General features: G+C 70.6%; 25 protein-coding genes. 14 read left to right on the top strand and 11 right to left on the bottom strand.

Annotation, left to right across the window (positions count from 1 at the left end; genetic code table 11):
- Positions 1-157 precede the first annotated feature (157 nt).
- Positions 158-760, bottom strand: a complete 603-nt coding sequence (locus tag CX1_RS07170; RefSeq protein ID WP_060925465.1) for a superoxide dismutase — start codon at positions 758-760, stop codon at positions 158-160.
- Between the two features lie 237 nt (positions 761-997).
- On the opposite strand from CX1_RS07170, the gene msrA reads away from it, so the two are divergent.
- A complete protein-coding gene (gene msrA / locus CX1_RS07165; RefSeq protein ID WP_052753044.1) occupies positions 998-1,639 on the top strand; it encodes a peptide-methionine (S)-S-oxide reductase MsrA in 642 nt (213 codons plus the stop codon).
- A 6-nt stretch (positions 1,640-1,645) separates the two neighbouring features.
- Here msrA and CX1_RS07160 read toward each other — a convergent pair whose 3' ends face one another.
- The 3 genes from CX1_RS07160 to CX1_RS07150 form a co-directional block, all read right to left on the bottom strand.
- The gene (locus tag CX1_RS07160) at positions 1,646-1,900 is read right to left on the bottom strand and encodes an antitoxin (protein WP_046649670.1); all 255 of its coding nucleotides are present in this window, start codon (positions 1,898-1,900) and stop codon (positions 1,646-1,648) included.
- A gap of 221 nt (positions 1,901-2,121) precedes the next feature.
- Positions 2,122-2,307 carry an antitoxin gene (locus CX1_RS07155; protein ID WP_046649657.1) on the bottom strand — a complete coding sequence of 62 codons (186 nt, stop codon included), beginning with the start codon at positions 2,305-2,307 and terminating at the stop codon, positions 2,122-2,124.
- Positions 2,308-2,572: 265 nt separating this feature from the next.
- Positions 2,573-4,405: an alpha/beta-hydrolase family protein gene (locus tag CX1_RS07150; protein WP_082719198.1), complete on the bottom strand. Its 1,833-nt coding sequence runs from the start codon at positions 4,403-4,405 to the stop codon at positions 2,573-2,575.
- Between the two features lie 281 nt (positions 4,406-4,686).
- Between CX1_RS07150 and CX1_RS07140 the strand changes: the two genes are divergently transcribed.
- Positions 4,687-5,643, top strand: a complete 957-nt coding sequence (locus tag CX1_RS07140; protein WP_060925464.1) for an L-lactate dehydrogenase — start codon at positions 4,687-4,689, stop codon at positions 5,641-5,643.
- A 75-nt stretch (positions 5,644-5,718) separates the two neighbouring features.
- On the opposite strand, the gene CX1_RS12825 is transcribed toward CX1_RS07140, so the two are convergent.
- Positions 5,719-6,543, bottom strand: a complete 825-nt coding sequence (locus tag CX1_RS12825) for a 2'-5' RNA ligase family protein (RefSeq protein ID WP_060925463.1) — start codon at positions 6,541-6,543, stop codon at positions 5,719-5,721.
- 624 nt (positions 6,544-7,167) lie between these two features.
- On the opposite strand from CX1_RS12825, the gene CX1_RS07130 reads away from it, so the two are divergent.
- From CX1_RS07130 to CX1_RS07120, 3 genes are all read left to right on the top strand, one after another.
- Entirely contained in the window at positions 7,168-7,545 is a 378-nt protein-coding gene (locus CX1_RS07130; RefSeq protein ID WP_046651000.1) for a DUF485 domain-containing protein, read from the top strand.
- A 3-nt stretch (positions 7,546-7,548) separates the two neighbouring features.
- Positions 7,549-9,168, top strand: a complete 1,620-nt coding sequence (locus CX1_RS07125) for a solute symporter family protein (RefSeq protein WP_046650999.1) — start codon at positions 7,549-7,551, stop codon at positions 9,166-9,168.
- 363 nt (positions 9,169-9,531) lie between these two features.
- Positions 9,532-11,505 carry a pyruvate kinase gene (locus CX1_RS07120; RefSeq protein ID WP_060925462.1) on the top strand — a complete coding sequence of 658 codons (1,974 nt, stop codon included), beginning with the start codon at positions 9,532-9,534 and terminating at the stop codon, positions 11,503-11,505.
- A gap of 16 nt (positions 11,506-11,521) precedes the next feature.
- On the opposite strand, the gene CX1_RS12400 is transcribed toward CX1_RS07120, so the two are convergent.
- Positions 11,522-11,704: a hypothetical protein gene (locus CX1_RS12400; RefSeq protein WP_146780727.1), complete on the bottom strand. Its 183-nt coding sequence runs from the start codon at positions 11,702-11,704 to the stop codon at positions 11,522-11,524.
- Between the two features lie 100 nt (positions 11,705-11,804).
- On the opposite strand from CX1_RS12400, the gene CX1_RS07115 reads away from it, so the two are divergent.
- From CX1_RS07115 to CX1_RS07105, 3 genes are all read left to right on the top strand, one after another.
- Positions 11,805-12,572, top strand: a complete 768-nt coding sequence (locus CX1_RS07115; protein WP_060925461.1) for a hypothetical protein — start codon at positions 11,805-11,807, stop codon at positions 12,570-12,572.
- A complete protein-coding gene (locus tag CX1_RS07110) occupies positions 12,572-13,576 on the top strand; it encodes a glycerophosphodiester phosphodiesterase (RefSeq protein WP_052753281.1) in 1,005 nt (334 codons plus the stop codon). The genes CX1_RS07115 and CX1_RS07110 overlap by 1 nt, the downstream gene beginning before the upstream one ends.
- Before the next feature lie 66 nt (positions 13,577-13,642).
- Positions 13,643-14,572 carry a DUF5926 family protein gene (locus tag CX1_RS07105; protein WP_046651008.1) on the top strand — a complete coding sequence of 310 codons (930 nt, stop codon included), beginning with the start codon at positions 13,643-13,645 and terminating at the stop codon, positions 14,570-14,572.
- Between the two features lie 56 nt (positions 14,573-14,628).
- Here the strand turns inward: CX1_RS07105 and CX1_RS07100 are convergent, their stop codons facing one another.
- Positions 14,629-16,311 (bottom strand): LCP family protein, encoded by a 1,683-nt coding sequence (locus tag CX1_RS07100; protein WP_244465516.1) that lies wholly within the window; start codon positions 16,309-16,311, stop codon positions 14,629-14,631.
- 87 nt (positions 16,312-16,398) lie between these two features.
- Here CX1_RS07100 and CX1_RS07090 point away from each other — a divergent pair, with 87 nt between their 5' ends.
- The 3 genes from CX1_RS07090 to CX1_RS07080 all read left to right on the top strand — a co-directional run bounded on the left by CX1_RS07090 (position 16,399) and on the right by CX1_RS07080 (position 19,572).
- Positions 16,399-17,229 (top strand): fructosamine kinase family protein, encoded by an 831-nt coding sequence (locus CX1_RS07090; protein WP_082719195.1) that lies wholly within the window; start codon positions 16,399-16,401, stop codon positions 17,227-17,229.
- Between the two features lie 65 nt (positions 17,230-17,294).
- Positions 17,295-18,662, top strand: coding sequence for a hypothetical protein (locus tag CX1_RS07085; protein ID WP_060925460.1), 1,368 nt, complete (start codon positions 17,295-17,297; stop codon positions 18,660-18,662).
- Between the two features lie 319 nt (positions 18,663-18,981).
- Positions 18,982-19,572, top strand: a complete 591-nt coding sequence (locus tag CX1_RS07080; protein WP_046650995.1) for a M23 family metallopeptidase — start codon at positions 18,982-18,984, stop codon at positions 19,570-19,572.
- A 156-nt stretch (positions 19,573-19,728) separates the two neighbouring features.
- Here the strand turns inward: CX1_RS07080 and CX1_RS07075 are convergent, their stop codons facing one another.
- Together CX1_RS07075 and CX1_RS07070 are read right to left on the bottom strand one after the other, a co-directional pair.
- Complete coding sequence (locus CX1_RS07075) at positions 19,729-20,523, bottom strand: CPBP family intramembrane glutamic endopeptidase (RefSeq protein ID WP_046650994.1); 795 nt, start codon at positions 20,521-20,523, stop codon at positions 19,729-19,731.
- Complete coding sequence (locus CX1_RS07070; protein ID WP_082719194.1) at positions 20,520-22,016, bottom strand: amidase family protein; 1,497 nt, start codon at positions 22,014-22,016, stop codon at positions 20,520-20,522. Before CX1_RS07070 ends, CX1_RS07075 begins: the two co-directional genes overlap by 4 nt.
- A 37-nt stretch (positions 22,017-22,053) precedes the next feature.
- Between CX1_RS07070 and pheA the strand changes: the two genes are divergently transcribed.
- Positions 22,054-22,989, top strand: a complete 936-nt coding sequence (gene pheA, locus CX1_RS07065) for a prephenate dehydratase (RefSeq protein WP_060925474.1) — start codon at positions 22,054-22,056, stop codon at positions 22,987-22,989.
- Positions 22,986-23,858 (top strand): histidine phosphatase family protein, encoded by an 873-nt coding sequence (locus tag CX1_RS12820; protein WP_052753071.1) that lies wholly within the window; start codon positions 22,986-22,988, stop codon positions 23,856-23,858. Before pheA ends, CX1_RS12820 begins: the two co-directional genes overlap by 4 nt.
- 642 nt (positions 23,859-24,500) lie before the next feature.
- On the opposite strand, the gene CX1_RS07055 is transcribed toward CX1_RS12820, so the two are convergent.
- Together CX1_RS07055 and CX1_RS07050 are read right to left on the bottom strand one after the other, a co-directional pair.
- Positions 24,501-24,845 (bottom strand): metallopeptidase family protein, encoded by a 345-nt coding sequence (locus CX1_RS07055; protein ID WP_046649781.1) that lies wholly within the window; start codon positions 24,843-24,845, stop codon positions 24,501-24,503.
- Positions 24,846-24,862: 17 nt separating this feature from the next.
- Positions 24,863-25,948 (bottom strand): septum formation family protein, encoded by a 1,086-nt coding sequence (locus tag CX1_RS07050; RefSeq protein ID WP_046649786.1) that lies wholly within the window; start codon positions 25,946-25,948, stop codon positions 24,863-24,865.
- Between the two features lie 168 nt (positions 25,949-26,116).
- Between CX1_RS07050 and CX1_RS07045 the strand changes: the two genes are divergently transcribed.
- Complete coding sequence (locus CX1_RS07045; RefSeq protein WP_046649780.1) at positions 26,117-26,767, top strand: LysE family translocator; 651 nt, start codon at positions 26,117-26,119, stop codon at positions 26,765-26,767.
- Positions 26,768-26,792 lie beyond the last annotated feature (25 nt).

Below are 26,792 nucleotides of genomic sequence, written 5' to 3'. Positions count from 1 at the left end.
TTGATCCCGACATGGCGAAACCCGCCCCACCGACCGCACGTGGCGGAAGGTGGAGCGGGTTAGTTCACCGGGCGGCCCGCTTCTCCAGTGGACCGCCGGGGAGCCCGTGATCGGCCCTGGGGGCCGATGCCGAGACTTAGGCCGAAGCCTTGGCGACTTAGGCCGAAGCCTTGGCGAAGCGCTCGGCGACGTCGTCCCAGTTGAAGACGTTCCAGACGGCCTTGACGTAGTCGGCCTTGACGTTCTTGTACTGGAGGTAGAAGGCGTGCTCCCACATGTCCAGCATCAGCAGCGGGGTCAGGTTCGCGGAGATGTTGCCCTGCTGGTCGGTCAGCTGCTCGACGACGAGGCGGCCGGCGACGTGGTCGTAACCGAGGACGGCCCAGCCGGAGCCCTGCAGGCCCAGCGCGGCACCGGAGAAGTGATCCTTGAACTTCTCGAAGGAACCGAAGTCGCGGTTGATGGCCTCGGCCAGCTCACCGGTCGGCTCGCCGCCACCGTTGGGGGAGAGGTTCTTCCAGAAGATGGAGTGGTTGGAGTGGCCGCCCAGGTTGAACGCGAGGTCCTTGGACAGGGCGGTGACCACGCCGGCGATGGAGCCGTCGTTGCGCGCGGCCTCCAGCTTCTCCAGGGCGGCGTTGGCGCCGTTGACGTAATTCTGGTGGTGCTTGCTGTGGTGCAGCTCCATGATCTCGGCGGCGATGTGCGGCTCGAGGGCGTCGTAGGCGTAATCCAGTTCGAGCAACTCGTAAACGGCCATGGTGAGGTCCTCCTTGAAGAATCGATTTCGCTTGTGACACCCGATGGTACCGATCCTCCGCAATTACGCAAGGTTTCGTGCGCGTAATTCGGTTGGTTCGATAGGTCCGCCACCTTCTCGCCGGGGGCTGGCCGACGGCGAGTGGTCCACGTCACCGGGCGCGTGGCCCCGACGGTACCCGCGTTCGCGGATCGGGGTCGTCCGCCCAGTTCATGCGGCCCGCGTATCCTCGCGCCCATGACTGATTCACGCGCGTTCACCCCGATCCCTGCGACCCCGGAGGCCCTGCTCGACGAGGGCGGCCACGTCGATGGCGAGCATCTGGTGCTCGGGACTCCGTACGGCGGCCCGTGGCCCGATGGTGCGGAGGCGATGGTCATCGCGGCCGGCTGTTTCTGGGGCGTCGAAAAGCTTCTGTGGAATGCGCCGGGCGTGTGGACGACCTTGCCCGGATACGCGGGCGGGGTGACGCGGTGGCCGTCCTACCGCGAGGTGTGCGGCGCGCGGACCGGGCACACGGAGTCGGTGCTGGCGGTGTTCGATCCGGCCGTCACCGATTTTGCGGCGCTGCTGCGTCTAATCCTGGAGAACCACGATCCGACGCAGGGCGATCGGCAGGGCAATGACATCGGCCCGCAGTACCGATCGGCGGTGTTCCCGCTGAACGAGGACCAGGCGCGCATCACCGCCGAGACCCTGGAGGCCTACGGGCCGAAGCTGGCGGCCGCGGGCTTCGGGCCGATCACCACGGAGGTCACGCCTCTGTCGCAGACGCCGACGGGGCGTTTCTGGGTCGCCGAGCCGTTCCACCGCGGGTACCTGGAGGCGAATCCCATGGGTTACTGCCCGGTGCACGCCACCGGCGTGACCTGCGGGTAGCTCGCTTTACGACGGCCCGCGCGCCCGTGATCGGGCGTTCGGGTCGGTCTTCGGCGCGTCGGTGCCGGGGGTGTCCGGCTCGGTGTTCGGAGTGGCGTCGCCGCCGAGGCGCTTGGCGGCTTCCTGCTGGACGCGGTCGACCTTGTCGGCGTACTTGCCGTCGGTGCGCTTGTCGATCGCGTCGCCGATCTTGTCGATGCCCTGGCGGACCTTGTCGGGGTTGTCGTTGATGAATTTCTTGGCCTTGTCGATGAGGCTCATGGTGGGCCGCCTTTCGCGAGTGCTGTCGCATGTGCCGGTGTCGGTGCCGGTGCACGTGCGCATTGAACTGGACGGTTCCATTTTTACATCGTTCGTGTGCGGGCGGCGGCCACCGTCGGCTGTTCTGCGTCGGCTGTGCCACGCGGGCCGCGCCTGATGGGCGCAACGAAAACTCCCCGCCGGCGCAATGGCCGGCGGGGAGTCGTCGAAAAGTCGGAGGTCTACTGCTGGGGCTGGTCGCCCTCGCCGCCGAAGCGCTTGCGGGCGGCGTCCTGGGCCTTGTCGACGTGCTCGGCGTGCTTGCCGCCGGTGCGCTGGTCGATGGCGTCGCCGCCCTTGTCGATGCCCTGGTTCACCTTGTCCGGGTTGTCGTCGGCGAACTGCTTGGCCTTGTCGAAGATTCCCATGTGTCGCTTCCTTTCCTGGTCGGGTGACCGCACGGGCTTCGTGTGCCCGCCCAGCCGTCTGGACGTGACCCACGTTACGCAGGTGTCGCCGATCTCGCAGGCTTCCGATGCGGGGAACGGTCGCGGAAAGCGTGCTCCGGGGCGGTGAGCTCGAATCCGGTGGCCGGGCCGCGTGTTCCGCATGCGGCCCGGTCGACCGGTCGGCGGTGGCCTTCGCCGCCGACCTTCGACGAGGCCGGCATGGGCCACGCGGCCACGCCGCCGCTCACGCTTTCGGCGGGAGATTGCGCCGGGCCCACTTCGCGATCCTCTTGAATCGCACGCCCGCCGCCCCCGCACCGTCGTCGTCAAGCTCGAAGCCCAAGATCGCCGCCCACGCAGGCAACGACTCCGCCTCATACCGGTGCCCATGCCCATCGCCGACGTCGACGCTGACCAAACCATCGATGAGCACCTGCAGGAACGTCACCACCGGGAACCACCGCACCGCCGACGACACGTCGCGGCCCAGGCTCTCGCGCAGCCAATCCGGCCGCCGCCATGCCAACGGATAATCCCACCACACGATCGGATCGGACGCGTGCTGCAAATACGCCACCCGCGGATGCTCCCACTCGCCCAACGGCTCGCCGCCGAAGGTCTCCCACAACTCCTGCGGGCGCGTGGCGAAGCGAATGTGGCGCCCACCGTCGATCACCGGCGCGATCTCCGGCGAGCCCGCGTCGCGCGTGCGGGTCAGCTCCTTCCAGATCGGCGTGAACTGCGGAGTCCCCGTCCACAGCGCGCCGTCCACCGACGCGAGCATGGCCGCCGCATCGTCGAACGCCCCATTGCCGCCGAAACCGCCCAACGACTCGCCCGCGATGATCAGCTTCGGCCGATCCCCCTCCGGCAGCCGCTCCCACTCCTCGCGGATCCGCGAAAAAAGCGCCCGCCCCGCCGCCGGCGGGGTCTCATGATCGGCCAGCCACGCCACCGGCGACGGCAGATCCGAATACTGCAGCCCCACCTGCGCGCAATTGCCCGCGGTCAAAAACTCCACCGCCATCAGCCCCCACGGCGGAATCCAGCCGGTGCCCGTGGTCACGTGCACCACCAGATGATCCCGCCGAAACGCCCCCGTGCGATGCAGCTCGCGGACGATCAGCTCCGTCTGGAACTTCAGCGACCGCCCCCGCACCTTCCCCGCGTACACGCGGATCGGCTCCATCACCTCATGTCGCCCGCGCTTGGTCACCGCCGCGATGTCGCGCGCCCGCGGCCCGTCCGCCACCACCGACCGGCCCTGCGCCCCCAGCGCATGCCACGGCTCCAGCGACCACGGGCTGCCGGACCGCTCCGGCTCCCACGGCTGCATCCGGCCCGGCATCACCCGCATGTTCACGCGGTGTGCGTTGCGGTACACCCGCTCGATGGTCCGGCGCACGAGCAGCTTGTCGACGGCCAGGCCCAGCCCACCGCCCACCACGATTCCCGCGGTCACCGGGGCCACCCCGCGCGGCACCCACGGACGCAGCACGCGGCGCAGCCGATCGAACGCGAACTCCGCCGCGAACGTCAGCCCCTGCGTGGCCAGGTACGCTCCCGACGCCATCGCCGTGCCGCCGAACTGCGCCCGCGCCGACGACAGCGCATCCATGCCCACCAGCGCGCCGACGGTCTGCTGGTGCTGGATCGACCGCCACCACACCCACGCCGTCGCCGCCGTCATGGACCCGTGCCACGACAGCGCGATGAGGCGCTCCGTGCGCACCGACGGCGCGAACCGCCCCAACTTCGTGCGGCGCAGGCGCGCATCCGCCAACCGGAAGCCGTAGCCCACCGCCACGCCCACCACATGGCCGGTGACCTGCGCGCCGAAGGACACCATCGCCGTCGACGCCCACGGCCGCGGCATCAGCGACGGGGCGAACGCCGCCCACGACGCGATCTCCGCCCCGACCAGCCCCGGATTCGACGGGATCCCCCGCCATGGCCGCGACCGCCGGGCGATGGGCAGGGTGGCGCTCGCCGCCCTGGCGACCTCCCGGGCCGCCGCCTCCCGCCGCCGCGCGACCCGCAGCCGCGTCAACGGCTTGAGCGCGCGCACGAATTCCATGCCCTCATAGTGTCAGATGAACAGGGGATCGCGCCCGGCCAACGGCGAATTTCCGCCGGTCACACCCGTGCGGCGGGGTGGCTCGCCGGGCGGGGGCGTCGTAAAGCGGTTACGGTGCGTGTGTCCAGGGTCACCGGCGCAACCACTGTCGGACCCCGTGCCCGAACGGGCATACTCGGAACCAGGTACACAACCATTGGGGCGTGAACGGGCCATCGATGGCGGCGCGACCGCCGCCGACGACACACCGCGAGGCACCACCGCCCCGGAAGGAAGAAACCATGAAGGTCTCCGCCGGAAACAAGGTCGTGCTCATCGGCGCCGGCGACGTCGGAGTCGCCTACGCATACGCCCTGGTCAACCAGGGAATCTGCGACCACCTCGCGATCATCGACATCGACGAGCGCAAAACCGAGGGCAACGTCATGGACCTCAACCACGGCGTCGTCTGGGCCCCCTCCCGCACCAAGGTCACCCGCGGCACCTACGCCGACTGCGAGGACGCCGCGCTCGTCGTCCTGTGCGCCGGCGCCGCCCAGAAGCCCGGCGAAACCCGGCTGCAGCTGGTGGACAAGAACATGAAGATCTTCAAGTCCATCGTCGACGACGTCATGGCCAACGGATTCGACGGCATCTTCCTCGTCGCCACCAACCCCGTCGACATTCTGACCTACGCCACCTGGAAGTTCTCCGGCCTGCCGGCCCACCGCGTCATCGGCTCCGGCACCGTGCTGGACACCGCCCGCTTCCGCTACATGCTCGGCGAATACTTCGAGGTGTCGCCCATGAGCGTCCACGCCTACATCGTCGGCGAGCACGGCGACTCCGAACTGCCGGTGCTGTCGTCCGCGAACATCGCCGGCGTCGGGCTGCGGCGTCGGCTGGAGAAGAACCCCGAGCTTCACGACGAACTCGAGGCCATCTTCGTCCGCACTCGCGACGCCGCCTACGAAATCATCGACGCCAAGGGATCCACGTCCTACGGCATCGGCATGGGGCTCGCGCGGATCACCCGCGCCATCTTCCAGAACCAGGAAGTCGCCCTGCCCGTGTCGGCGCTGCTGCGCGGCGAGTACGGGCACGAGGACATCTACATCGGCACGCCCGCGATCGTGAACCGCAAGGGCATCCGCCGCGTCGTCGAGCTCGAGCTGGACGACTACGAGGCCGAGCAGTTCAACAAGTCCGTCGCGACGCTGCGCGAGATCCAGGACCCGTTCTGGAAGGACGGGGAGTAGGGGAAGGGCGCAAGAGGCGCGTAGGGACTCGCGTGGGAGAGGCGCCGCGTAGGCGCGGCCACCCGCGGGGCCGGATCAGTGGCCGGGGGCGAAGGGGATGGTCGCGACCGTCTCATGGAGCGCCCCGCCCGAACGGCCCTCGCCGAGGCGTGAGCTGACCAGCTCGATCTCCGTCGCCGTCCAGGACGGGCCGGAGTAGACGCTGAGGGCGTGGACGACGTCGTGAAGCAGCGACGCACCGTCATGGCGCGCCGGTCGCGAGAGGTCCCGGCCGTAGCCGTCTGCGCCGAGGCCCGCGCGGCCGCCGGGGACGCCATGACTTCCGCCGCCGCCGTGGGCTCCGTCGCGCCGGCGGTCGCCGGCCCATGCGCTGCGCCGATGGTTGCGGCGCCCGTCCCTGCGGCCGCCCTGCTCGCGGGCCCGCAGTCGCGCCACCGTGAGATGCGCGCGGCGCCGTTCCCGCCTGCCGTCGGGAGTGCCCCCGCGGCCGCCGCGGCCGCCGTCTTCTCCATTTCCGAATCCGTCTTCGTCATCGCCGATGGCGAAGGGATCATGGGCGCAGCCGGACATCAGCTGCCGCAGCGGCCCGACGTCGCCGCCCACGCCGATCCACAGCGTGCGCCCGGAGAAACTGCCGGCCCCGCGCAGGTGCAGATCTAGGGAGGGCGAGCCCATGCCGCGGGCCGGGAATCCGGTGTTGGCCACGGCCGCCGCGACGTGCTCGGCGAGCTCGTCGACCGAACCATCGGGACGTTCGCCGTAGAAGGCGACCGTCACGTGCCACTGATCGGGATCCGGCCACCGCAGCAAGGGGCCGTGATCGTCGCGGATGGGGCGCAGCGCCGTGACGAGGTGCTCCCGAACCTCCTCCGGCGGTCGAATCGACGCGAACAGTCTCATGGCCGCCAGGGTAGCCATCACGGTTGCCGGGTGGGCTCGGCTCTGGTGCGGCGGTCGTTTCGAACCATCCGGGCGGACGGGCCGGCGAGGAGGTGACCGGCGTTGCGCATGTGAAACAAGGGGCCATGGGGGTAGTCGCCGTCACTGCGCCGCGTGATCTGGAACACGCCGGAGGGGAGGGTGTGGCGCTGCTCGTAGGCGTCGTCAAGCTGTGTTCCGGGAGACCCCTGCGAAACTTGCGGACGCGGCAACGATGGGCGGCGATTCGGATTCCCGCCATGAACCCACGCGTTCCCACATCGATGCCCACTTATTCCCACATCGCCGGCGCGGCAGCGCGTCGAAACCGGGGAAATCGGAATGCGGGCGGACCGGCCGGACTGGAAAAGCTGAGAAAATGCTCATTAATTCACGGAGGATTCAACCTCCGATAGGTTCGCGCCTGTGAAGATTGTGAACAAAAAGATCAACCGCATAAGCGCAGGTCAATCACGTGCGGGTCAAATTTCAGGATACCCCCCACGGCGGACTTCGCATTTTTAGCGGATCGGCTAACGCCTTTAGTATCAATTCGTTGGGAAAGGTACCCAAGAAGTTTTTAAGGTTCCTCCGAAAGGTCAGGACATGTCACACCCCACTCCGGCGCCGGGCCACAGCCCGACGGAGGCCGAGTTCATCGAGGTTCAGGCCTCCGAGGAATTCGCCGACCTCCGCAAGACGTTCCGCGGATTCGTGTTCCCGCTGTTCGTCGCGTTCATCGCCTGGTACGTCTTCTACATCGTCACCGCCACGTTCTTCCCGGACGCCATGGCGAAGTCCATCTACGACAACATCAACCTGGGCATGGTCCTGGGCCTGGCGCAGTTCGTCACCGCCGGCCTGGTCACCTGGGGATACGTCAAGTTCGCGGACAACAAGCTCGACCCCGCGTCCGAGCACATCCGCGCGATGATGGAAGGCCGCGCCCCGGCCACCTCCACCCAGAAGACCGAGGAGGTCTAGGCCATGAACACCGCATTCCTCGCACAGGAAGCCGTTGAGACGGGCAACCCGATCCTCAACATCTCCATCTTCATCGCGTTCATCGTGATCACCCTGACCGTCGTCGTCCGCGCCACGCGCCAGACGTCGCAGAAGGGCACCGACTTCTACACCGGCGGCGCCTCCTTCAACGGCACCCAGAACGGCCTGGCCATCGCCGGCGACTACCTGTCGGCCGCCGCGTTCCTGGGCGTCACCGGCGCCATCGCCGTGCAGGGCTACGACGGATTCCTGTACTCCGTCGGCTTCCTCATCGCGCTGCTGGTCGCCCTCGTGCTCGTCGCCGAGCCGCTGCGCAACACCGGCCGTTTCACCATGGCCGACGTGCTGTCGTTCCGACTGAACCAGAAGCCGGTCCGCACCGCGGCCGCCATCTCCACGCTGACGATTTCGCTGTTCTACCTGATCGCGCAGATGGCCGGCGCCGGTGGCCTGGTGGCCCTGCTGCTGGGCATCGACGGTGGCATGGCCCAGTACACGGTCGTCGCCATCGTCGGCGCGCTGATGATCATCTACGTCCTCGTCGGCGGCATGAAGGGCACCACCTACGTCCAGATGATCAAGGCCGTCCTGCTGGTCGGCGGTTCGATCATCATCGCGGGCCTGACCTTCTGGGCGCTCAAGGGCGGCTTCAACGAGCTGCTCGGCGCGGCCGTGGCCAACCACCCCGACGGCGAGGCCATTCTCAAGCCGGGCCTGAAGTACGGCGGCGACGTCCTGACCCAGCTGGACTTCGTGTCCCTGGGCCTGGCCCTGGTCTTCGGCACCGCCGGCCTGCCGCACGTTCTGATGCGCTTCTACACCGTCCCGACCGCCCGCGAGGCGCGTCGCTCGGTGACCTGGACCATCGGCATCGTGGCCCTGTTCTTCCTGCTCACCGTCATCATGGGCTACGGCGCCGCGGCGCTGGTGGGCAAGGACCAGATCCTCTCCGCCCCGGGCGGCGTCAACTCCGCCGTGCTGCTGCTGGCGGCCGAGGTCGGCGGCACCATCTTCATGGCCGTCATCTCCGCCATCGCCTTCGCCACGATCCTCGCGGTCGTCGCCGGCCTGGCCATCACCGCCTCCGCCTCCGTCGCGCACGACATCTACAACAACGTCATGCGCAACGGCGAGGCCACCGAGGAGGAGCAGGTCCGCGTCTCCCGCGCGACCGTGGTCATCATCGGCATCCTGGCCATCATCCTGGGCATCGGCGCCCTGGGCCAGAACATCGCCTTCCTGGTCGCCCTGGCCTTCGGCATCGCGGCCGCCGCGAACCTGCCGACGATCATCTACTCGCTGTACTGGCGCAAGTTCAACACCACCGGCGCCCTGTTCTCGATCTACGGCGGTCTGCTGACGTCGATCATCCTGATCATCTTCTCCCCGGCCGTGTCGGGCACGGAGACGTCGCTGATCTCCGGCGCCGACTTCGCGTTCTTCCCGCTGGAGAACCCGTCGATCATCGCGATCCCGGCCGGCTTCCTGCTGGGCATCATCGGCACGCTCGTGGGCAAGCCCGACAACCTGCCGGGCAAGCGCGCCGAGATGGAGGTCCGCTCCATGACCGGCATCGGCGCCGAGGCGGCCGTGGAGCACTAGGCCACGCCACGCTCCCGACCTTTTCGGTCCCACGGAAATCCGCCCCCACCGCTTCCCGCGGAGGGGGCGTTTCCGCGTTCCGGGCGATGGGTTCGGCGTCGCGGATCGCGGCGCCGAAGGGGTGCGAAAGGTGACGGTGACGGGGGCGTCGTAAAGCAAAAAGCCGTGGCGATGGCCCGAAGGTGAACACTCGGTGAAACCTTGGCGCGAACGCGGTTTGGGCTGTCGCTTTCCGCGTGGCCGGGCCATGATTGACGCATACCGATCCGCCCGACGAATCCCCGCGTCCGCCGATCGGTCGTCGGCATTGGGGCTCGTTCCCGGGCGGCGGCCGTGGAGGTGGGGGAGGAGAACCCGATACCCATGCAGCACGACGTCCGTCCCCTGATCGAGCAGCTCGACGATTTGTTGGGCCAGCTCGACCGCGTGAACGCCGAGGCGGCGGACATGCTGGCGGACGTCCACCCGGAGCACCGGGCGGGGGCCGAGAACCTGCTGCACTACGCGCATCTGCGGACCATCGACATCCGCGAGCTGCAGAACGGCCTGCACGATCTCGGCGTCACCAGCCTGACGACGGCGGAGTCCGGCGTCTACGGCCGTCTGGCCATCGCCCGCGCGGTGCTGCGGGCGCTCGTCGGCGACGAGGTGGACACCGACGTAGACGAGTACATCCGGCAGGACGACGCCGCCGACGTGGCGCTGGACGCCAACTCGGACCGCCTGTTCGGCGAGGAGCGCGAGGGCGTGCCCGCCCGCATCATGGTCACCCTGCCGTCCGAGGCCGCCGACGACGCCGAGCTGGTGCTGGGCTTCGCCGAGGCCGGGATGGACGTCGCCCGCATCAATTGCGCCCACGACGGCGCGGAGTCGTGGCGGAAGATGATCGCCAACGTCGACGCCGCCGCCGAGAAGGTGGGCCGGGACATCGAGGTGTCGCTGGACCTGGCGGGCCCGAAGATCCGCACCGGCGCCGTCGCCGACGGCCCGAAGGTCGGCCGCGCCCGCGTCACGCGCGACGACGCCGGCACGGTGCTGACGCCCGCGAAACTGTGGCTGACCCCGCGCGTGGTTGATCTCGGCGGCCCCGGTGGCCCGGAGGACCCCGACGAGGCCCGCGAGGGCGCCGTCGCCGCGTTGCCCGCGCCGGTGCCGGAGGGGCTGCCCGGCCGGCCGGCGCTGCCGCTGACGGTCGATTCCGGCTGGCTGGAGACGCTGCAGGTCGGCAGCGAGATCACGCTGCACGACAACCGCTCGGCCAAGCGCCACTTCACCGTCACGCACGTCGAGGACGGCGGGGTACTGGCCGAAGGCGACCGCAACGCGTACATCGCCGAGGGCACGCTGCTTCGCCACGACTACGAGAAGACCCGCGCCACCGGTGTCCCGGCCGTCGTCCGCAAGCTGCGGTTCGAGGTCGGCGACGAAATGATCATCACCTCCGAGGTCGTCGAGTCGGTGCCGCAGGACGAAAGCGGCGACGTGCCGCGCCTGTCGTGCACGCTCCCGGAGGCGGTCGCGGCGCTGCAGGTCGGGCAGCCGGTGCTTTTCGACGACGGCGCCATCGCCGCAGAGGTCACCGCCGTGGACGAGGTCGGGGAGGACGGCGGGGACGGCGGCGTCGTCAAGCACCACGAAGCCCGCCTGAAGGTCACCCGCGCCAAGCCCGGCGGACAGAACCTGGCCGGCCACAAGGGCATCAACCTGCCGACCACCGACCTGCCGGTGCCCGCGCTGACCGAGGAGGACGCGCGGAACCTGCGGTTCGTCGCGGAAAACGGGCACGTGGCGGCGATCAGCTTCATCCGCACGCCGGAGGACGTCGCGCAGGTCCTCGACGAGCTGGAGAAGATCGCCCGCGAGCACGAGGACGCCGGCGACGACGAACTCGCCGCGCGCACCCGGGGCCTGGGGATCGTGCTGAAGATCGAGACCATCCCCGCCTTCGAGAACCTGCCGGAGATCCTGGTCGCGGGCATGCGCCACGCCAACATGGGCATCATGATCGCCCGCGGCGACCTGGCCGTCGAACTCGGATTCCAGCGCATGGGCGAGGTCCCCGGCCAGATCCTGGCCCTGGCGCAGGCCGCCCGCGTGCCCACCATCCTGGGCACCCAGGTGCTGGAGTCGCTGGCGAAGTCCGGCCTGCCCGCTCGCGCCGAGATCACCGACGCGGCGTTCGCGCTGCGCGCCGAGTGCGTGATGCTGAACAAGGGCCCGCACATCACCGACGCCATCGGCATCCTGGACAACCTGGCCAAGAAGATGGGCCGCTCGCAGCGCAAGAACCGCATCATGCTCCGGCGCATCCGGTCCTGGGACGGTGAAACACGATGACCGCCGCACCGCACGGTCAGGGGCGCGGCGGCTGGGGCATCCCCGCGGCGCCGGCGGCTCCCACGGCTCCGCAGGCTCCGGCTGCACCGACGTCCTCGCCTGCACCGATGGCGTCTCCGGCAGCTCCGGCGTCTTCGGTGCCGACGTCTCCGAGCGCCCCGCCGGCGTTCGGCCGCAGCGGCGTCACCGCTCCGGTCACCCATGAGCCGCCGGGCGGCCACGGCGACGGTCCCCGCCGGATCGAGGGGCGGATCCAGCCGCGTGGGCACGTGCCCGGACGGCCGCCCGCGCCGATCCCGATGAGCGGCTTCAACCCGTACCAGGCGCCCCCGGCACCCGAGCCGCGGGAGGTCGTCCGCCGCCGCGCGTCGGCCGCCCGGAAGTGGGCCATCGCCACCGCGGTGCTGTTCGGCCTCGGGGCGCTGGCCACCTGGGTCAGCTACCAGTCGCTCGCCGGCAGCCCGCTGCTGTCCATCCTTTTCGGCTTCCTGTCGCCGGTGCTGTACTTCGCCGCCGTCGTGTCCAGCGGCGTGCTCGGCGCCTACGCCATTGCGACGCTGCGGTCCCTGGCCGAGCGGGCCCGACGGTGGGAGCCGCCGTTGGCGCGCAGCCACAAGACCATCACCGCGATGCACCTGTGGCCGGGGCGCAACGTTTCCGGGCCCGTCGTCATCCTCGCGGAAACCGGCGTGCGCGGCCCCGGCATGTGGGCGTGGTTCGCCTCCTGCGTGCTGTGGCCGCTGGCCCTGGCGTCGGTGTTCTGGAGCAACAACGCCGTCGGGGTGTTCCAGACCGGCGTGCTGGCCGCCATCGCCGCCGTCACGTCGGCGGTGACCGCGGCGTCGCTGACCCGGGCGATGTCCCCGCCCGACCCGCGCCGCATGGTGCCGGGTGCCGAAGGTGACGGTGACGGCGGGGCCGGCACAGGTTCCGACCCGGACTCCGACGTGGACTCCGAGCCGTTCTGGAGCCGCGGCCTGGTCACCCCGCACCGAGACCGATCCCCGAAGACGGTCATCCCCCCGATCGACGACGCGATCACGTCGCTCTACGAGGAGAATCCCTGATGCAGATCATCGCCCACCGCGGTGCCTCGGGCGCCCACCCGGAGCACACCATCGGCGCCTACGAAGCGGCGGTGGCCGAAGGGGCCGACGGCGTCGAGTGCGACATCCGCCTCACCGCCGATGGTCACCTGATCTGCATGCACGACCGAACCTTGGGTCGGACCACCGACGGCTCCGGCCCGGTCGGCGCGGCGACGCTGGCGCAGATCCGCCGCCTCAACGCCGGTACGTGGGAGCAGCCGCAGCCGGTCCTCGAGTTCGATGTCTTCCTCGAGTGGGCCGTCGCCAATCCCGGCACCGGCCTGTTCATCGAAACCAAACATCCCGTGACCACGGGCCTGCGCACCGAGCGGGTCCTGCGCGAGCGCCTCCGGCACTTTGGGCTCGACGACGATCCGCGCACGCGCATCATCAGCTTCTCCGCCCGTTCCATCAATGCCGTCGGCGCCATGCTGCCGAAGCTCGAGCGGATTCAGCTGGTCAAGACCCCCGGCGCCCGCACCGCGGTGCAGCGCTACCTCGGCGGCCCCACCGCCATGGGCGTGGACATGTACGGCGCCCGCCGCGACCCGATGGGCATGATGTCTTGGGACATGCCGCTGTACTGCTGGCTCGCGAAAACCGACGTCGACGTCACCTACGCCAAGGCCCGCGGCATCGACTGGCTGGCCACCGACTGGCCCGCCCGCGCCCGCCGGGCCCTGGAGTCCATGCCGAAGGTCGGCGGATTCGACGCCGCCTCCGCCGCCGCCATGGCCGCCGGGATGAACGAACGCGACGCCCGCGCCGCCCGGGCCGAACGTGCCCACCACGCCGCCGATCTCATCGCCTCCCAGGACGCCGTCACCGCCGAAGCGCAGGGCACCCCGCTGGGAAATCTCCCCCTGTCCGAGCGCGACACGGGGCTGCGCCCGACGGACGCCGTCGACTTCGACCGTGAATCGCTGCGGCCGGAGGACGTGACGCGGACCGTCGCAAAGCCCGGGACCGCAACCGGAAACTGACCCGGACACGCCCGCCCCGCGGCGACGCACCGCCACCGCCGGCGGGCGCCCAGTATGTTGGTGGACGTGGGAAAAAAGTCTCGTAAGAACCGTGCCGCCGCCGACGTCAACGTGCCCGAGGGGATGAGCCGCCGCCAGGCCAAGCTCGCCGCCCGCGCCGCGGAACGTGAGCGCCTCGCCGGCAACCCCCGTCCGTTCGCCGGATTCGACGCGGAAGCCGACCTCGTCGCGCTGCGCGAATTCGCGCCCTCCGCCACCGTGCCCGCCAAGATCGCCGGCGCCAAGCGCCCGATCCACCTGTGCACCGTCCTGCCCGGCGGCATCGCGGCGCTCACCCGCGCCACCGCCGAGGGCGGCGACGCCTACGTGGCCATGCAGACCCAGTCGCGCTCCAACGACGCCGCCGCCGACCTGGCCCGCGCCCTCGAATGGGCGCGCAACGCCGAGGATGGCCAGCAGCTCGACGTCGCCACCGACGGAATGGACGGCGGTTCGCTTGCCGACGTCCTGACCGGCATCGACCTCGACGCCCTCGTGGTCCACCAGGACTTCGAATGGTGGATCCCCGCCAGCGTCGAACGCACCCAGCTGGTGCAGCAGAACCTCGCCGCCGCCAACGAGTCGATCATGCCGTCGTACCGCCTGGACCTCGACGTCCCCGGCGCCGTGTGGTGGATCGACCCCGGCGAGCGCGCGCACATCCGCTGGATCCGCCGCGAGGACGAGCGACCGCTGCTCGATGCGCTGGCCCGCGTCCACGCCGCCGACCGCCTGAGCATGGGCGAGGGCACCAAGTTCGCCGGCGTGTTCCGCACCGACGGCGTGCTGGTGCCCGTGTGGGACCTGGACAACACCGTCGCCCACGACTCGTGGGGCGAGGTCATCGCCGACGCCGCCGCGCGCATCGAGGCGGCCCTGAAGTCCGACGAGCCGCTGACCGCCGACGAGCGGAAGTCGCGCGACACCATCGTGTCGCGCCAGGTCACCATCCGGTAGGAGCGGGGCTGGCGGCGCGGGGGTCGGCCCTGCTGGCGCCCGTACCCCCGCCGCGGCTACTTCAGGCCGTCGAAGAACGCCGGCGCCGCCGCCTCGTCCCACAGCAGGACGTTGCCGGCGTGGCCGGTGTCCATGGTCCCGGCGGTGGGCACGGTCTCGGACTCGGTGCCGAAGGCCATGCGGATCATCAGCATGCCCAGGTGCCACACGTGGTCGCCGGAATCGACGGTCAGCGCCTTCGCGCCGCTGGAGCCGAGGCGGTACCAGCGCCACGGGTTGAGCCAGACGGCCGGCGAGGCGACGCGGCTCATCATGGCGCCCATGAATTCGCGCTGCCGGGCGACGCGGTCGAGGTCGCCCTGGGCTGTGGCGCGGGTGCGCACGTAGCCCAGGCCGGTGGCGCCGTCGAACTTCTGGCAGCCGGCCTGGATGTCCAGCCCGGCGAGCGGGTCCTGGATCGCCTCGGCGGGGCACATTTCGATGCCGCCCATGGCGTCGACGATGGACGCGAAGCCGCCGAACCCGATCTCCATGTAGTGGTCGATGCGGATGCCGGTGTTGTGCTCGACGGTTTGCGCGAGCAGTTGCGCGCCGCCGAAAGAGTATGCGGCGTTGATTTTGTTCTGACCGTAGCCGGGGATGTCGACGTAGGAGTCGCGGGGCAGCGACACCAGGCGGCCCTTCCCGACCAGCGGGAAGTGGGCGATCATGATGGTGTCGGTGCGTTGCCCGAAGTCGCCGGCGCCGGTGGACAGGTTCGCGGCGTCTTCTTCGGTCAGGCCTGCGCGCGAGTCGGAGCCGACGAGCAGCCAGTTGGTGGCCATCGATCGGCCGGGGCGGTCGTTGCCGCCGGCGAATGCGTCGACGCGGCCGAGGTTGAAGTCGACCCACATCGCGCCCGCGCCGAAGACGAGCAGCAGGACCAGCAGGAACGCTTTGATCTTGAAGCCCACGTTGCGAGGCCGGCGGGGGCCGCGGCCGTCCCGGTCCCGGTTGCGGCGGAATCGGTCGCCGAAGGCCAGTGCTTTGCGACGCCCACGTCCCCGCCCATCGCCGTCCCCGTCACGGGCGCCGGGGACGTAGTCGGGGGAGGCTCCGGCGTAGTCGCGGTCGCCGGGGAGTCCTCCGGCGTAGTCGCGGTCGGGGTCGTAGCCGCGGGGCGGGAAGCGCGGATCGTCCTGGCCGCTGAAACGGGGGCGATCGGAGGTGCGGCGGTCTGATGCACGCCGGTCCGAAGTGCGCGGGTCGGAAGCATGCCGGTCCGCGTAGCGATCAGCGGAGCGGCGGTCGGCGCGATGGTCGGCGCGAACATCATCGGGACGGGAGAACATCTGCGTCTCGTTGGCGCGGGAGCGACGGCCTCCCGCACTGCCTGCACCGGGGCCACGGCGGGCACCGGCCGCGCCCGCAGCACCCGCAACACCTGCAGCACCTGCGGCGTCGGCCGCGCGACGACCGGCACGGGGGTCGGGCCGGGCATCGCGGCGCTGCTCCGATCGAAGTGCCGGGCGGCGTCCCTCAGCGGGTCGGTCGCCGCGTTCGCGCAGGCGGCGGAGCTTCTCCACGTCGGCGCGCGTGAAATAGCCCTCCGGCGTGCGGGGCGCGGCGCCACGGGAAGCACCCGGGCGCGGCTGAGCCGACCGCCGGTAAATCGGGCGGCCGTACCTGTCGCGCAGGGGCTTGCCGTCGCGGCCCCGGACGATGTCGCGGTCGTCGCGGGGCTGATCGCTTCCATCCATGGCTACAGACAATAGGGCAGGTCGGGGCGACGGTCTGATTCACGTGCACGCGCCAATTCGACAACACGGCGGGATTACGCTGGGGGCATGTTCGCCAAACGCTCCGAATTCGGGTGGGAACGCCCGGCCGCGAAGGCCGCCGACGCCACCCACGTCAAGGCCCGCCCCGGCGCACCCGCCGGCTTCTTCGCGCTGGAAGCTGCCGGCCTGCGCTGGCTGAAGGAACCCGAGGCCGATGGCGGGGCGCGCGTCGTCGACGTCCTCGACGTGGGGCGCGGAAAACTGGTGCTGCGCAAAATCGCGGCGGGGCAGCCGTCGTCAAGCAAAGCCCGGGCCTTCGGCGAAGCGCTCGCCCGCACGCACGACGCCGGCGCACCCGGATTCGGCGCGGCCCCCGAGGGATGGGACCGCGACGGCTGGTTCGGCCCGCTCGACGACCCTCGGACGATGAAGCTGACGCCGCGCGCGACGTTCGGCGAATTCTGGGCCCACGACCGCATCGCCCCGGCCGTGGCCGAACTGGCCCGGCGCCCCGGCACGTACGCGCCGTCGGAGCTGGCGGTGTTCGAGCGGTTGATGGAGAAGCTGCTCGACGGCGAGTTCGACGACGACGAGGCGCCCGCCCGCGTCCACGGTGACCTGTGGTGGGGCAACCTGATGTGGGACGACGAGGGCGCGATCCTCATCGACCCGGCCGCGCACGGCGGGCATCGCGAGGAGGATCTGGCGCTGCTGGGGATGTTCGGGGTGCCGCACCTCGACGACATCATCGCCGGTTACGAGTCCGTGCACCCGCTGCCCGGGCGCGAGGGGCGGGCGCCGCTGCACAGGCTCTACGCCGTGCTGATGCACGCGGTGCTCTTCGGTGGCGGGTACGCGGGGCAGGCGCTGGAGATCGCGAAGCGGTACGCGAAGTAGAGGTGGCGGCGCCGGTGGGGGCAACTCCGGGCCCGGTGCACTCTTCGTGCACGTATCTTGGTGGCATGAGCGCCCACGACGACGTCATCTACCTCGTTGCGCCGGCGGGCCACCCGAATTTCGGCGACGAGTACATCGCCGCCGCTTGGCTGCGCACCCTCGCACGCCGGCGGCCCCGGTCACGCGTGGTGCTCGATTGCCCGAACCCGGGTCTCGCCGCCGTGCTGCACGCGGACCTGCATCCGCGGTTGACCGTAACGGACACGCTGTTCCGTCTCGCCGAGGCCGCCCGCGACGGGATTCCCGAGGGGGACCGCCATTGGGTGGAGGTCGCGCGCCGGGCGGAGGCGGCGGCCACCGATAGGGACGTACTCGATGACGTCGCCCCGCGACTGGAGGCGGGGCTCGGCCTGCTGCGGCGCGCGTCGACCATTCATGCGCTGGGCGGCGGGTGGATCAACGACATCTGGCCGGACAAGTCCGTGGTGGTGGCCGCGGCGTCGGCGGTGGCGGAGCAGTCGCGGCGGGAGCGGGGAGGCCGGGCGGCGGTGCGGCTGGCGGCCACGGGGATGGGTTTGGCGCCGGCGGGACTTTACGACGAGACGATGTCCCGCATCTGGCCCCGTTTCGACGTCATCGACGTGCGGGATGAGCCGTCGGCGGCCATCGCCCGCGCCGCGGTGGGTGCGGCGGAAGGGGACGCCGCCCCCAATTCCGCAACCCGAGTGACCTGTTCCGGTGATGACGCGTGGGTGGTGCTCGGCTCCGGGGACCTGGAGGACAACGGGCTGGGCTATGGAGAGGGGACGGCCGGGTCCGATCGTCCCATCGTGCTGTGCCTGCAGGCGGATCTGCTGGCCCCCGCCGATCCCGTCGGCCGTCTCGCCGACGCGGTGATTGCCGTGCTGCGCCGCTGGGACGTCGACGGTCGCCGCGTGGCCGGGACGGATATCGCGGTGGTCGAGGCGATCCCGGCCGTCGACCAGCTGGTGTGGCGCGAGATCGCGCACCGCGCCCCGGACCTCGCCGATGGCGCGCACGTCGTGCGTTTCGCCGAGCTGTGGGATCGCGGGTTGCCCGCGCGCGCCGGGCAGCGGTGGCTGACCACGCGCTTCCATCCGCATCTCATCGCCGCGGTGCGCGGTGCGTCCGGCGTCGCGCTCGATGTGCACGTCCATTCCTATTACTCCGTCAAGCACGGGTCGGTGGTCGCCGCGGGCAGTGGCTGGCCGGTCGCGTCGCTTGACGACGCCCCGGCGTCCGCGTCCGGGCCCGGAATGGACGACGGCGACGTGGAACGCAACCGCGCGCGCAAGGCAGCCACCGTCGAAGAGGTCTATCCGCTGAGCCCCGTCGTGGAGGGGATGGTCGCCGCCGCCGTGCTGGGGAGGCGCGCCGGGCGCCGGATGGTGGGGAAGATACGCCGACAATAGGGGCTGCTGGGGCGCGTGTGACTGGTGTGTCGGGTGTCGCGACCTGCGGGATCAGGTTCGTTATCGCGCCGTTATGAATCGGCCCGGATGATCACCGTTTATCCGGGGGGGTGTGACCGTTCCGTTATTGAACGGCGTTTTGCCTTGTCGCAGTTGGCTTTTGCGGCGAACGGATTTTTCCGGGGGTAGTCGACTTTTCGCCGGTTTCGGCAATGGTTGGACTTCATCTGGGCCCATCCTTAGTCTGATCACGACTTAATAACGGGCCGGTTACGAACCGGCCATCACGACACCGTCTCCACGATCAGAAAGTCGGCCCATGGGTTACACCGGACGTCACCGCAAGACCAGCTCCCTGAAGATCGCCAAGCGCAACGTCGCGATGGTCGCCGCCTTCGCGGGCATCGCCACCACCGCCGGCGCGGGCACCGCCACCGCCGCCCCGGCGCCGGGCTTCGCCTCCATCGCCGAGGACGTCCTCGGCGGCGCGTTCCAGGGCGCCGGCCAGGCCGTCGCCCCGACCCAGTCCACCGCGCGCCCGGCCTCGGGCGAGTTCACCTCCGGCTACGGCCCGCGCTGGGGCACGCACCACAACGGCATCGACATCGCCAACGGCGTCGGCACGCCGATCTACGCCGTCCTGGGCGGCACCGTCATCGACTCCGGCCCGGCTTCCGGTTACGGCAACTGGATCCGCATCCGCCACAACGACGGCTCCGTCTCCGTCTACGGCCACATGGAGACGCTGTCCGTCGCCGTCGGCCAGACCGTCCGCGCGGGCGAGTACATCGCCGGCATGGGCAACCGCGGCCACTCCACCGGTTCCCACCTGCACTTCGAGATCCACCCCGACGGCTCCACCCCGGTGGACCCGGTGCCGTGGTTCAACGAGCGCGGCATCTACTTCTAAAGAGCCGCTCTCCGGCCGGCCGCCAACGGCGCCGCCGGTAGCCCCGGTCGCTCCGGACCCGTGGGTTCGTCCGGAACCCTCGGATCCACCGGATCACCGCAGCACATCGAAGCCCGGCCCCCGTCGTGATGGGGCCGGGCTTTCGCGTTCCCGGGATCAGGCCAGCGACTCCAGCCACGGCGCCACCAGCGGATAGCCGGTGAAGGCCACGGCATCGATGAGGAAATGCGCGATGACCAGCGGCCACACCCGCCCCGTGCGCAGGAACCACGCGGCGAAGATGACGCCCATGGCGATGTTGCCGAACCCCGCGCCGACGCCCTGGTACAGGTGGTAGGCGCCGCGCAGCAACGCCGACGCGGCGATGATGACGGCGACGGTGCGGCAGGTCAGGGCGGCGTCGTCAAGCGATCCGGCCCGCAGCTGCCGCAGGCGCGTCACCAACCAGCCGACGACGACCAGCTCCTCCGCCACCGCATTCGCCGCCGCCCAGCCGAGCAGCGGCACGACGGTGATCGCCGTGACGCCCATCGCCGCCGGATCGATCGGCCGGCCGAAACCCGCGACGATCCCGACGACGTACAACCCCAGCCCGGGGATGCCGATCAGCGCCGCGAGCCCCGCGCCCCACGCCCAATCGGCGCCGCGCATGCGGCCGGGCATGCCGCGGATGCCGTCGGCGCGCAGCAGGTACCAGACCAGGCCGCCCCACGCGAGCAGCCCGGCGATGCGGATCAGGTGCAGGGCGCCGTTGAGCCACGGGTCGTCGGACAGGGCGTCGTTGAGCGACACCGGCTGATCGCGCAGGCTGCCCTCCGCCAGCGCGCCGATCAGCCGCACGATCGCGTTGAGCGCCGAGGTGCCGAACGTCACCAGCAGCACCACCACGATTTCCGCCTTGAGGCGGCGCGCGCTCGGCGTGCGGAGATTGCTTGACGACGCCGACGTCACTTTTTCACCCCGGAAGCTTCGTGGCGGCCGGCCGCGTGGACATGGCCGTGGACATCGTCGTGGAGATCGCCATGGAGATCGGTGTGGAGACCGTCGTGGAGGTCCGCGTGGAGATCGGCCAACGGGTCGACGAGGTCGGCGGCGAGCGCCAGCAACTCGGACTCGCCGCACCGCACCGCCCCGAGGTGCACCGACGCGCCCGCGCCGCCGAAGGGCAGCGACAGCCCCGCCCAGCCGGTGAGGTTCCACAGCGACAGCCACGGCGTCCACTCGGTCTGCGCCAGGAAGTTGCGCTCCGGCGCCATGCTCGCGAAGTGGCCGATCGGCGGCGGGTCGAAAGCCAGGGTCGGCGTGATCACCGCGTCGACGTCCCAGCGTGCGCGGACGGCGTCGGCCAGCCCCAGGCGCGTGCGGTGGTGCCCGGCGGCGGCCTCGTCGGTCACGGCGGTGCCGCGCTCGCGGACCCAGCGGACCATGGGGGAGAAGTCGTCGTCGGGCAGCCGCGACGCGAAATACGCCATGACCTCGGTGAACGTGTGGAAAATGTCCGGCCCCTCGGGGGCGTACGGCGAGGGCACCTCGACGACCTCGTGCCCGGCGTCGGCAAGGCGATCGGCGGCGGCCAGTGCAGACTCCCGCCAGTGCTTTGCGACGCCCACCTCCGCATGGAACGGCCGCACCGTCACCCCGACGCGCAGCCGCCGGGCGGGCGCGGGCGCCTCCGTGGCATGCGGCGAACCCGGCTTCCCCGGCTTGCCCGCCCCGCCCGACGCCCCCGGCATGCCCGACGGGGAGGGCAGGTCGGCGAGGAGGGCGGCGTCGTCAAGCGAACGCGTGAGAAAACCCGGCGTCGCCAGCCGACCCCCGCGGATGTCATGGGCCGGCTTGAGGCCGACGAGCCCGCACGCCGCAGCCGGCACGCGGATCGAACCGCCGCCGTCGGAGCCCAGCGCCGCCGCCACCGCCCCCGACGCCACCGCCACCGCCGAACCACCCGACGAACCGCCCGGCGTGCGGCCGGGGCGCAGCGGATTGTCCGGCGCGGGCAGGCCCGTCGGCTCCGTGTAGGCGGTGGCGCCCATCTCCGATGTCGCGGTCGTGGCCGGAATCGTCGCCCCGCGCGCGAGCAGGCGGGCGACGGGATCGGCGGTGTGGTCGGCCACCCGCGCCAACCGCGACGAACCGAACGTGCAGGTCACCCCATTGATCGTGTACAGATCCTTCACGGCGACGGGCAAACCGGTGAGGAGGCGGGCGTCGTCAAGCGAAAAAGGCCCGGCAGCGTGCGGCGCGGAAGAACCCGCCAACCCGCGGTCGACGTCTGCGGCCGAGGACTCCGCGAGACCGGGCGTCAACGTGGCCACGCCCGTGTCCTCCGGGCGGCCCGCCAACGCGTCGACCGCCGCCGCCGCGACCTCGGCGGCCGACGCCTCCCGGGCCGCGACGGCGGCGACGATCGAACCGGCGCTGCGGACGGGGCGTTGCGAGGTCATGGCGCAAAAGTCTATCCGGACACTTAGGCTGGTGGGCATGACCACCGTGACCTACCTGGGCCCCGCCGGAACGTTCACCGAAGCGGCCCTGCTGGCCATGGCCCGCCGCGGCGAGATCGACCCCGCCGGCGCGGAAGCCGTGGAGACCGTGCCCGTCGACAGCCCCGGCGCGGCACTGGCCGCGGTGCGCAAGGGCGAGGCCGACTTCGCGTGCGTGGCCATCGAAAACAGCGTCGACGGGCCGGTGACGCCGACGTTCGACGCGCTGACCATGGGCCCCGAGCTGCAGATCTACCGCGAGGCCGAGATCGGCGTGGAGTTCTCGATCCTGGTGCGGCCGGGCACGGATCCGGCGTCGGTGCGCAGCTTTACCACGCATCCCGTCGCGTATCCGCAGGTCAAGCAGTGGGTCGACGCGAACCTGCCCGGGGTGGACTTCCACTCGGCGACGTCGAACGCGGCGGCCGCGCACTTGGTCGCCGACGGCGTGCATGACGCGTGCGCCGCGCCCGCGCGGGCCGGTGAGCTGCTGGGGCTCGAGGCGATCGCGGAGGGCGTCGCCGACGTCCGCGGCGCGCGCACCCGGTTCGTGCTGGTCGGGCGGCCGGGCACCCCGACGCCGCGCACCGGCGTCGATCGCACCAGCGTCTCCTTCACCCTGCGCAACGAGCCGGGCACGCTGATGCGCTCGATGAACGAGTTCGCCGTGCGCGACATCAACCTCACCCGCATCGAGTCGCGGCCGACGCGCGAATCGATGGGCGCCTACCGGTTCCACATCGACGTCGCCGGGCACATCGACGACCCTGCGGTGTCGTCGGCGCTGGCGGCGTTGCACCTGCGGGCCGCGGACCTGCGGTTCCTCGGGTCGTGGCCCGCGACGCCGGGGTCGGTGACCATCGACGCCGGGCCGCCGGACGTCACCGACGCGCTGAACTGGGTGGCCGAGCTGAAGGAAGGGAAGCGACGATGACCATGTTCGACGGCAACTTCGCCGCAGGCGAGGACCATTCGCTGGAGGAGTCGGTGGGCCGCGCCCACCGCGGCGAGGATCGGCTGATCCTCATCCGCCACGGCCAGACCCACGCGAACATCGCGCGGATCCTGGACACCGCGTTGCCGGGTGCGCCGCTGACGGATCAGGGAATCATCCAGGCCCGGCGGCTGGGGCGGGTGCTGTTGCCGTCGCGGGAGCGGATGACGGAGATCGTGACCTCCCATGCGCTGCGCGCCCGCCAGACCGGTGCCGGAGCGGTGGCGGGGCTGCATCATCTGGTCGGGCCGGGCGTGCGCCTGCGCCACGAGGCCGGGTTGCACGAGGTCCAGGCCGGCGAAATCGAGGGCCGCAGCGACTTCGACGCCCACCGCCGCTTCATGGAGATCTTCCACGGCTGGTTGCACGGCGATTTCGGCGCGAAGGTGCCGGGCGGCGAGTCCGCCGACGACGTCCTGGCCCGCTACCTGCCGGTTTTGCGCGCGCTGGTCGCGGAGGATTCCGCTTTCCCGCTTGACGACGCCCACGCCTCCTCCGATTCGGCCTCCACGCGCGGCCCGGCGGACGCCACTGGCTCGGCCTCCACGCGCGGCTCGGCGGACGCCCTCGATTCGTCTAATTCCCGCGATGGCGGCCGCAACATCGTCGTCGTGAGCCACGGAGCGGCGATTCGCCTGATCGCGCAGCATTTGGCGAACATCGAGGGCCAGTTCATCTTCGACAATCCGCTGCCCAATGCCGCGCGCGTCGAGCTGGTGCGCGATGTCGATGCCGGCGACGGCGACAAGGCGGGGTCCTGGAAGTTGGCGCGCTGGGGCGAGAAGAGCAACGAGCCCGAGGCCGAATAGCCCGGGCGTCCCCTGACCCGATCCGCCGGGCCGCCTTCAACCGGTCTCCCCTCATCCTGATCTCTTCTGTCGGGCCCACTTCAACCGGTCTCCCCTCACCCCGATTTCTTCTATCGGGCCCCCTTCAACCGAGCTCCCCCGCCCCGATCCGCAAGTACACGTCGAATGGACAGGTACACCTCGCAGGAGAGACGTGTACCTGTCCATTCGACGGGTATCTGTGTGAGCATGAGCCATCGGCGCGGTGATCGTGGCGGACGTGGGCCGTCGTAAAGCATGCCGCGTGACTGGCGCCGCGCGATCGGCATCGCACGACTGGCACCGTGCCTGCTCGCCGTCGCGCGATCGGATCTGCGCTCGCTCGCCCTGTCCGCAGCGCAGAAAGATGTCTGGCTGCCAGAAAGATGCGGTACACCACGTCTTTCTGTCCGCACCACATCTTTCTGCGGGGAGGGGGCGCGCCGGGGCGGCGAGATGGCGGGAGACGGTGCGGGTGCGGGGAGGGGGCGCGCCGGGGCGGGGAGATGGCGGGAGACGGTGCGGGGACGGGACGGGACGGAGCTACGGGGGCCTAGTCGGGAGGGGACGAGGGCCGGGTCGGGAGGAGGCGCGGCGGAAGGTGAGGGGAGAGCCCCGCCCGGGCTACCCGTAGCCGAGCCGGTCGAGGTCGTCCTCGTCCATGCCGAAGAAGTGCCCCACCTCGTGGAGCACGGTGACGCGGATCTGCTCCACCAGCATCGACTCCGACACGCAGTAGTCGCACAGGGCGTCGCGGTAGATGTGGATGCAATCCGGCGGGCCCCAATGGTCGGCGGTCCGCTCGGTCAGCGGCACCCCCTCGTACAGGCCCAACAGCGTGGGCACGTCGGGGTTGCGCGGGGCGACGAGGATCACCACGTTGCCCATCATGTCCAGGAACTCGTCGGGGATCAGGTCGATCGCCTCGTCGACGAGCTCGTCGAAACGCTCCTCGGAAACGTCGATCACGGTCGCTGCCCCCGTCCTCAGTAACCCGTCGCGTTCTGCCCGTCCACCGAACCGGTCGGCGCGCCCGCGCCCGGGGCGGTCTGCTGCGGCTGCGGCGCACCGTCCTCGCGCAGGGGGTTGCGCGGCGGCGGGTCGACCTTCGGCTCGCCGTTGATGGTGAACGGGCCCTTCGCCGACCCGGCCAGCGACGAGAATCCGCCGTAGCCGTTGTCCTTCATCAGCCAGCAGTTCACGGAGTGCGTGCCGGCGTCGTAGGACTCGGGGGAGATGGTCATCCAGAACGGCAGCAGCGTCGACTGGTACAAGGCCTCGTTGCCGCCGAGGTACTCCTCGGCGGCGGCGACGCACGCCTGGTTGAGGTGCTCGTTCTGTTCCTCGATCGTCGGGGTGCGGTCGGGGAACGTCGCGCGCAGGTCGACGAGCCCGACGGCCTCGAGCAGGTGCGGTTCGGCGCAGTCGATGGGCTGCAGGCCGCCGGAGTCGTCGAGCGCCACGCATTCGCCGACCTGCACGACGTTGGCCTGGTCCTGTTCGGCGGCGCGGCCGGTCGCCTGTGCCGGGGTGCCGTCGGGGGCGGTGGGCTGCAGGCCGCACAGCATGGTGCGGTCGCCGTCGGCCCACGATTTGCTGGGCGGCAGGATCGGCGCGGGCACGAATCGGCCCATCGGGTCGAGTTTGCCGTCCATGTATTCGAGCACGGGGTCCTGGCACACCCAGTCGCGCAGCTGCAGGAGGGTGTCCTGGTCGGGTTCGGGGGCGTCTTCGTCGAATTGGCCGACCCATTCCTCGACGTTGCGGAGGTCGACGCGGTCGGCGACTTCGTAGCGGTGCTCTTCGTCGCATCCGACGACGGTGAAGTTGCTGACGGCGCCGTCGTCGGCGATGTCCCACGTCAGGCAGTCGCCGACCTGCGCGCTGGTGAATGCCGCGGCGTCGACGTCCTTGACCTTGGTTTCGCGGGTCTGCTCGGTCGGTTCGGGTTCGGGTGCGTCGATGGGCCCTTGCCACCAGGCGGCCAGTCCGGCGCCGACGAGCATCGCCACGGAGGTGACCCGCAGGCCCCATCCGTCGCGCATGCCGTTTTTGATCCGTCGCTCAGCCATCGCCACCATTGTGCATCACGTGGGGTGGCGGGCATGCACGGCTATGATTCCGGCTATGCCCATTTCGCCGCTGATGCCCCGTCCGACCCCCATTTTCGGGGTGGCTTCGGGTCCCGGCGGCGGCTTTGGCTTTGCGACGGCCCGCCTCTCCTCCGTTGGGTGCGCCCGATGAACTGGGCGGCTTTCACGGCGATGCTGGGCATCCACGTCGTCGGCATGACGTCGCCGGGGCCGGACATTTTCCTGATCCTGCGCATGGCCACGCGGTCGCGCAAGCATGCGTTGGCGGCGGTGGCGGGCATCGTCACGGGGTCGACGGTGTGGGTGACGTTGACGGTGGTGGGCGTCGCGGCGGTGTTGTCGACGCATCCGACGTTGATGGGCGCGATCCAGCTGCTCGGCGGCGCGTATCTGACGTACATGGGTGCGCGGATGCTGCTCGGCGCGGTCCGCGGCATCCGCGAGCTGAACGCCGGCGGGTCCCCCGCGGTGGGGGCGGCGGCGCTGGGCAGCTTGGGCGGGGCGTTTCGCCAGGGGTTGCTGACCAACTTGTCGAACCCGAAGATCGTCCTCTTTTTCGCGGCGGTGTTGTCGCAGTTCATGCCGGTCGGCGCGCCGGCGTGGGTGCAGCTGGTCTACATCGCCGCGCTGCTGGTCACGTCGGTGCTGTGGTTCGGGTTCATCGCGATTACGGTGTCCACGGAGATCGTCGTGCGCCGGGTGGTGTCGGCGGGGCCGTGGATCGATCTGGTGGCCGGCGTCGTCTTCGCGGCGCTGGGCGTTTCCTTCGTGTGGCAGGGCGTGGCGACGCTGACCTGATCGCCGTCCGCCGAATGCCCCGCGG

The organism is Corynebacterium xerosis NBRC 16721 = ATCC 373, assembly GCF_001552415.1.
GTDB lineage: Bacteria > Actinomycetota > Actinomycetes > Mycobacteriales > Mycobacteriaceae > Corynebacterium > Corynebacterium xerosis.
The sequence above is the reverse complement of the archived record's forward strand: the minus strand, read 5'-3'. Positions and strand labels throughout refer to the sequence as shown.

Bases quoted from the DNA above. Each gene is read 5' to 3' on its own strand.
- CX1_RS07085 (WP_060925460.1), top strand. From the start codon at position 17,295: ATGAGCGCCCACGACGACGTCATCTACCTCGTTGCGCCGGCGGGCCAC.
- CX1_RS07130 (WP_046651000.1), top strand. From the start codon at position 7,168: ATGTCACACCCCACTCCGGCGCCGGGCCACAGCCCGACGGAGGCCGAG.
- msrA (WP_052753044.1), top strand. From the start codon at position 998: ATGACTGATTCACGCGCGTTCACCCCGATCCCTGCGACCCCGGAGGCC.
- CX1_RS07080 (WP_046650995.1), top strand. From the start codon at position 18,982: ATGGGTTACACCGGACGTCACCGCAAGACCAGCTCCCTGAAGATCGCC.
- CX1_RS07100 (WP_244465516.1), bottom strand. From the start codon at position 16,311: ATGGATGGAAGCGATCAGCCCCGCGACGACCGCGACATCGTCCGGGGC.
- CX1_RS12825 (WP_060925463.1), bottom strand. From the start codon at position 6,543: ATGAGACTGTTCGCGTCGATTCGACCGCCGGAGGAGGTTCGGGAGCAC.
- CX1_RS07160 (WP_046649670.1), bottom strand. From the start codon at position 1,900: ATGAGCCTCATCGACAAGGCCAAGAAATTCATCAACGACAACCCCGAC.
- CX1_RS12820 (WP_052753071.1), top strand. From the start codon at position 22,986: ATGACCATGTTCGACGGCAACTTCGCCGCAGGCGAGGACCATTCGCTG.
- CX1_RS07110 (WP_052753281.1), top strand. From the start codon at position 12,572: ATGCAGATCATCGCCCACCGCGGTGCCTCGGGCGCCCACCCGGAGCAC.
- pheA (WP_060925474.1), top strand. From the start codon at position 22,054: ATGACCACCGTGACCTACCTGGGCCCCGCCGGAACGTTCACCGAAGCG.
- CX1_RS07170 (WP_060925465.1), bottom strand. From the start codon at position 760: ATGGCCGTTTACGAGTTGCTCGAACTGGATTACGCCTACGACGCCCTC.
- CX1_RS07150 (WP_082719198.1), bottom strand. From the start codon at position 4,405: ATGGAATTCGTGCGCGCGCTCAAGCCGTTGACGCGGCTGCGGGTCGCG.
- CX1_RS07115 (WP_060925461.1), top strand. From the start codon at position 11,805: ATGAGCGGCTTCAACCCGTACCAGGCGCCCCCGGCACCCGAGCCGCGG.
- CX1_RS07070 (WP_082719194.1), bottom strand. From the start codon at position 22,016: ATGACCTCGCAACGCCCCGTCCGCAGCGCCGGTTCGATCGTCGCCGCC.
- CX1_RS07050 (WP_046649786.1), bottom strand. From the start codon at position 25,948: ATGGCTGAGCGACGGATCAAAAACGGCATGCGCGACGGATGGGGCCTG.
- CX1_RS07045 (WP_046649780.1), top strand. From the start codon at position 26,117: ATGAACTGGGCGGCTTTCACGGCGATGCTGGGCATCCACGTCGTCGGC.
- CX1_RS07120 (WP_060925462.1), top strand. From the start codon at position 9,532: ATGCAGCACGACGTCCGTCCCCTGATCGAGCAGCTCGACGATTTGTTG.
- CX1_RS07090 (WP_082719195.1), top strand. From the start codon at position 16,399: ATGTTCGCCAAACGCTCCGAATTCGGGTGGGAACGCCCGGCCGCGAAG.
- CX1_RS07155 (WP_046649657.1), bottom strand. From the start codon at position 2,307: ATGGGAATCTTCGACAAGGCCAAGCAGTTCGCCGACGACAACCCGGAC.
- CX1_RS07125 (WP_046650999.1), top strand. From the start codon at position 7,549: ATGAACACCGCATTCCTCGCACAGGAAGCCGTTGAGACGGGCAACCCG.
- CX1_RS07140 (WP_060925464.1), top strand. From the start codon at position 4,687: ATGAAGGTCTCCGCCGGAAACAAGGTCGTGCTCATCGGCGCCGGCGAC.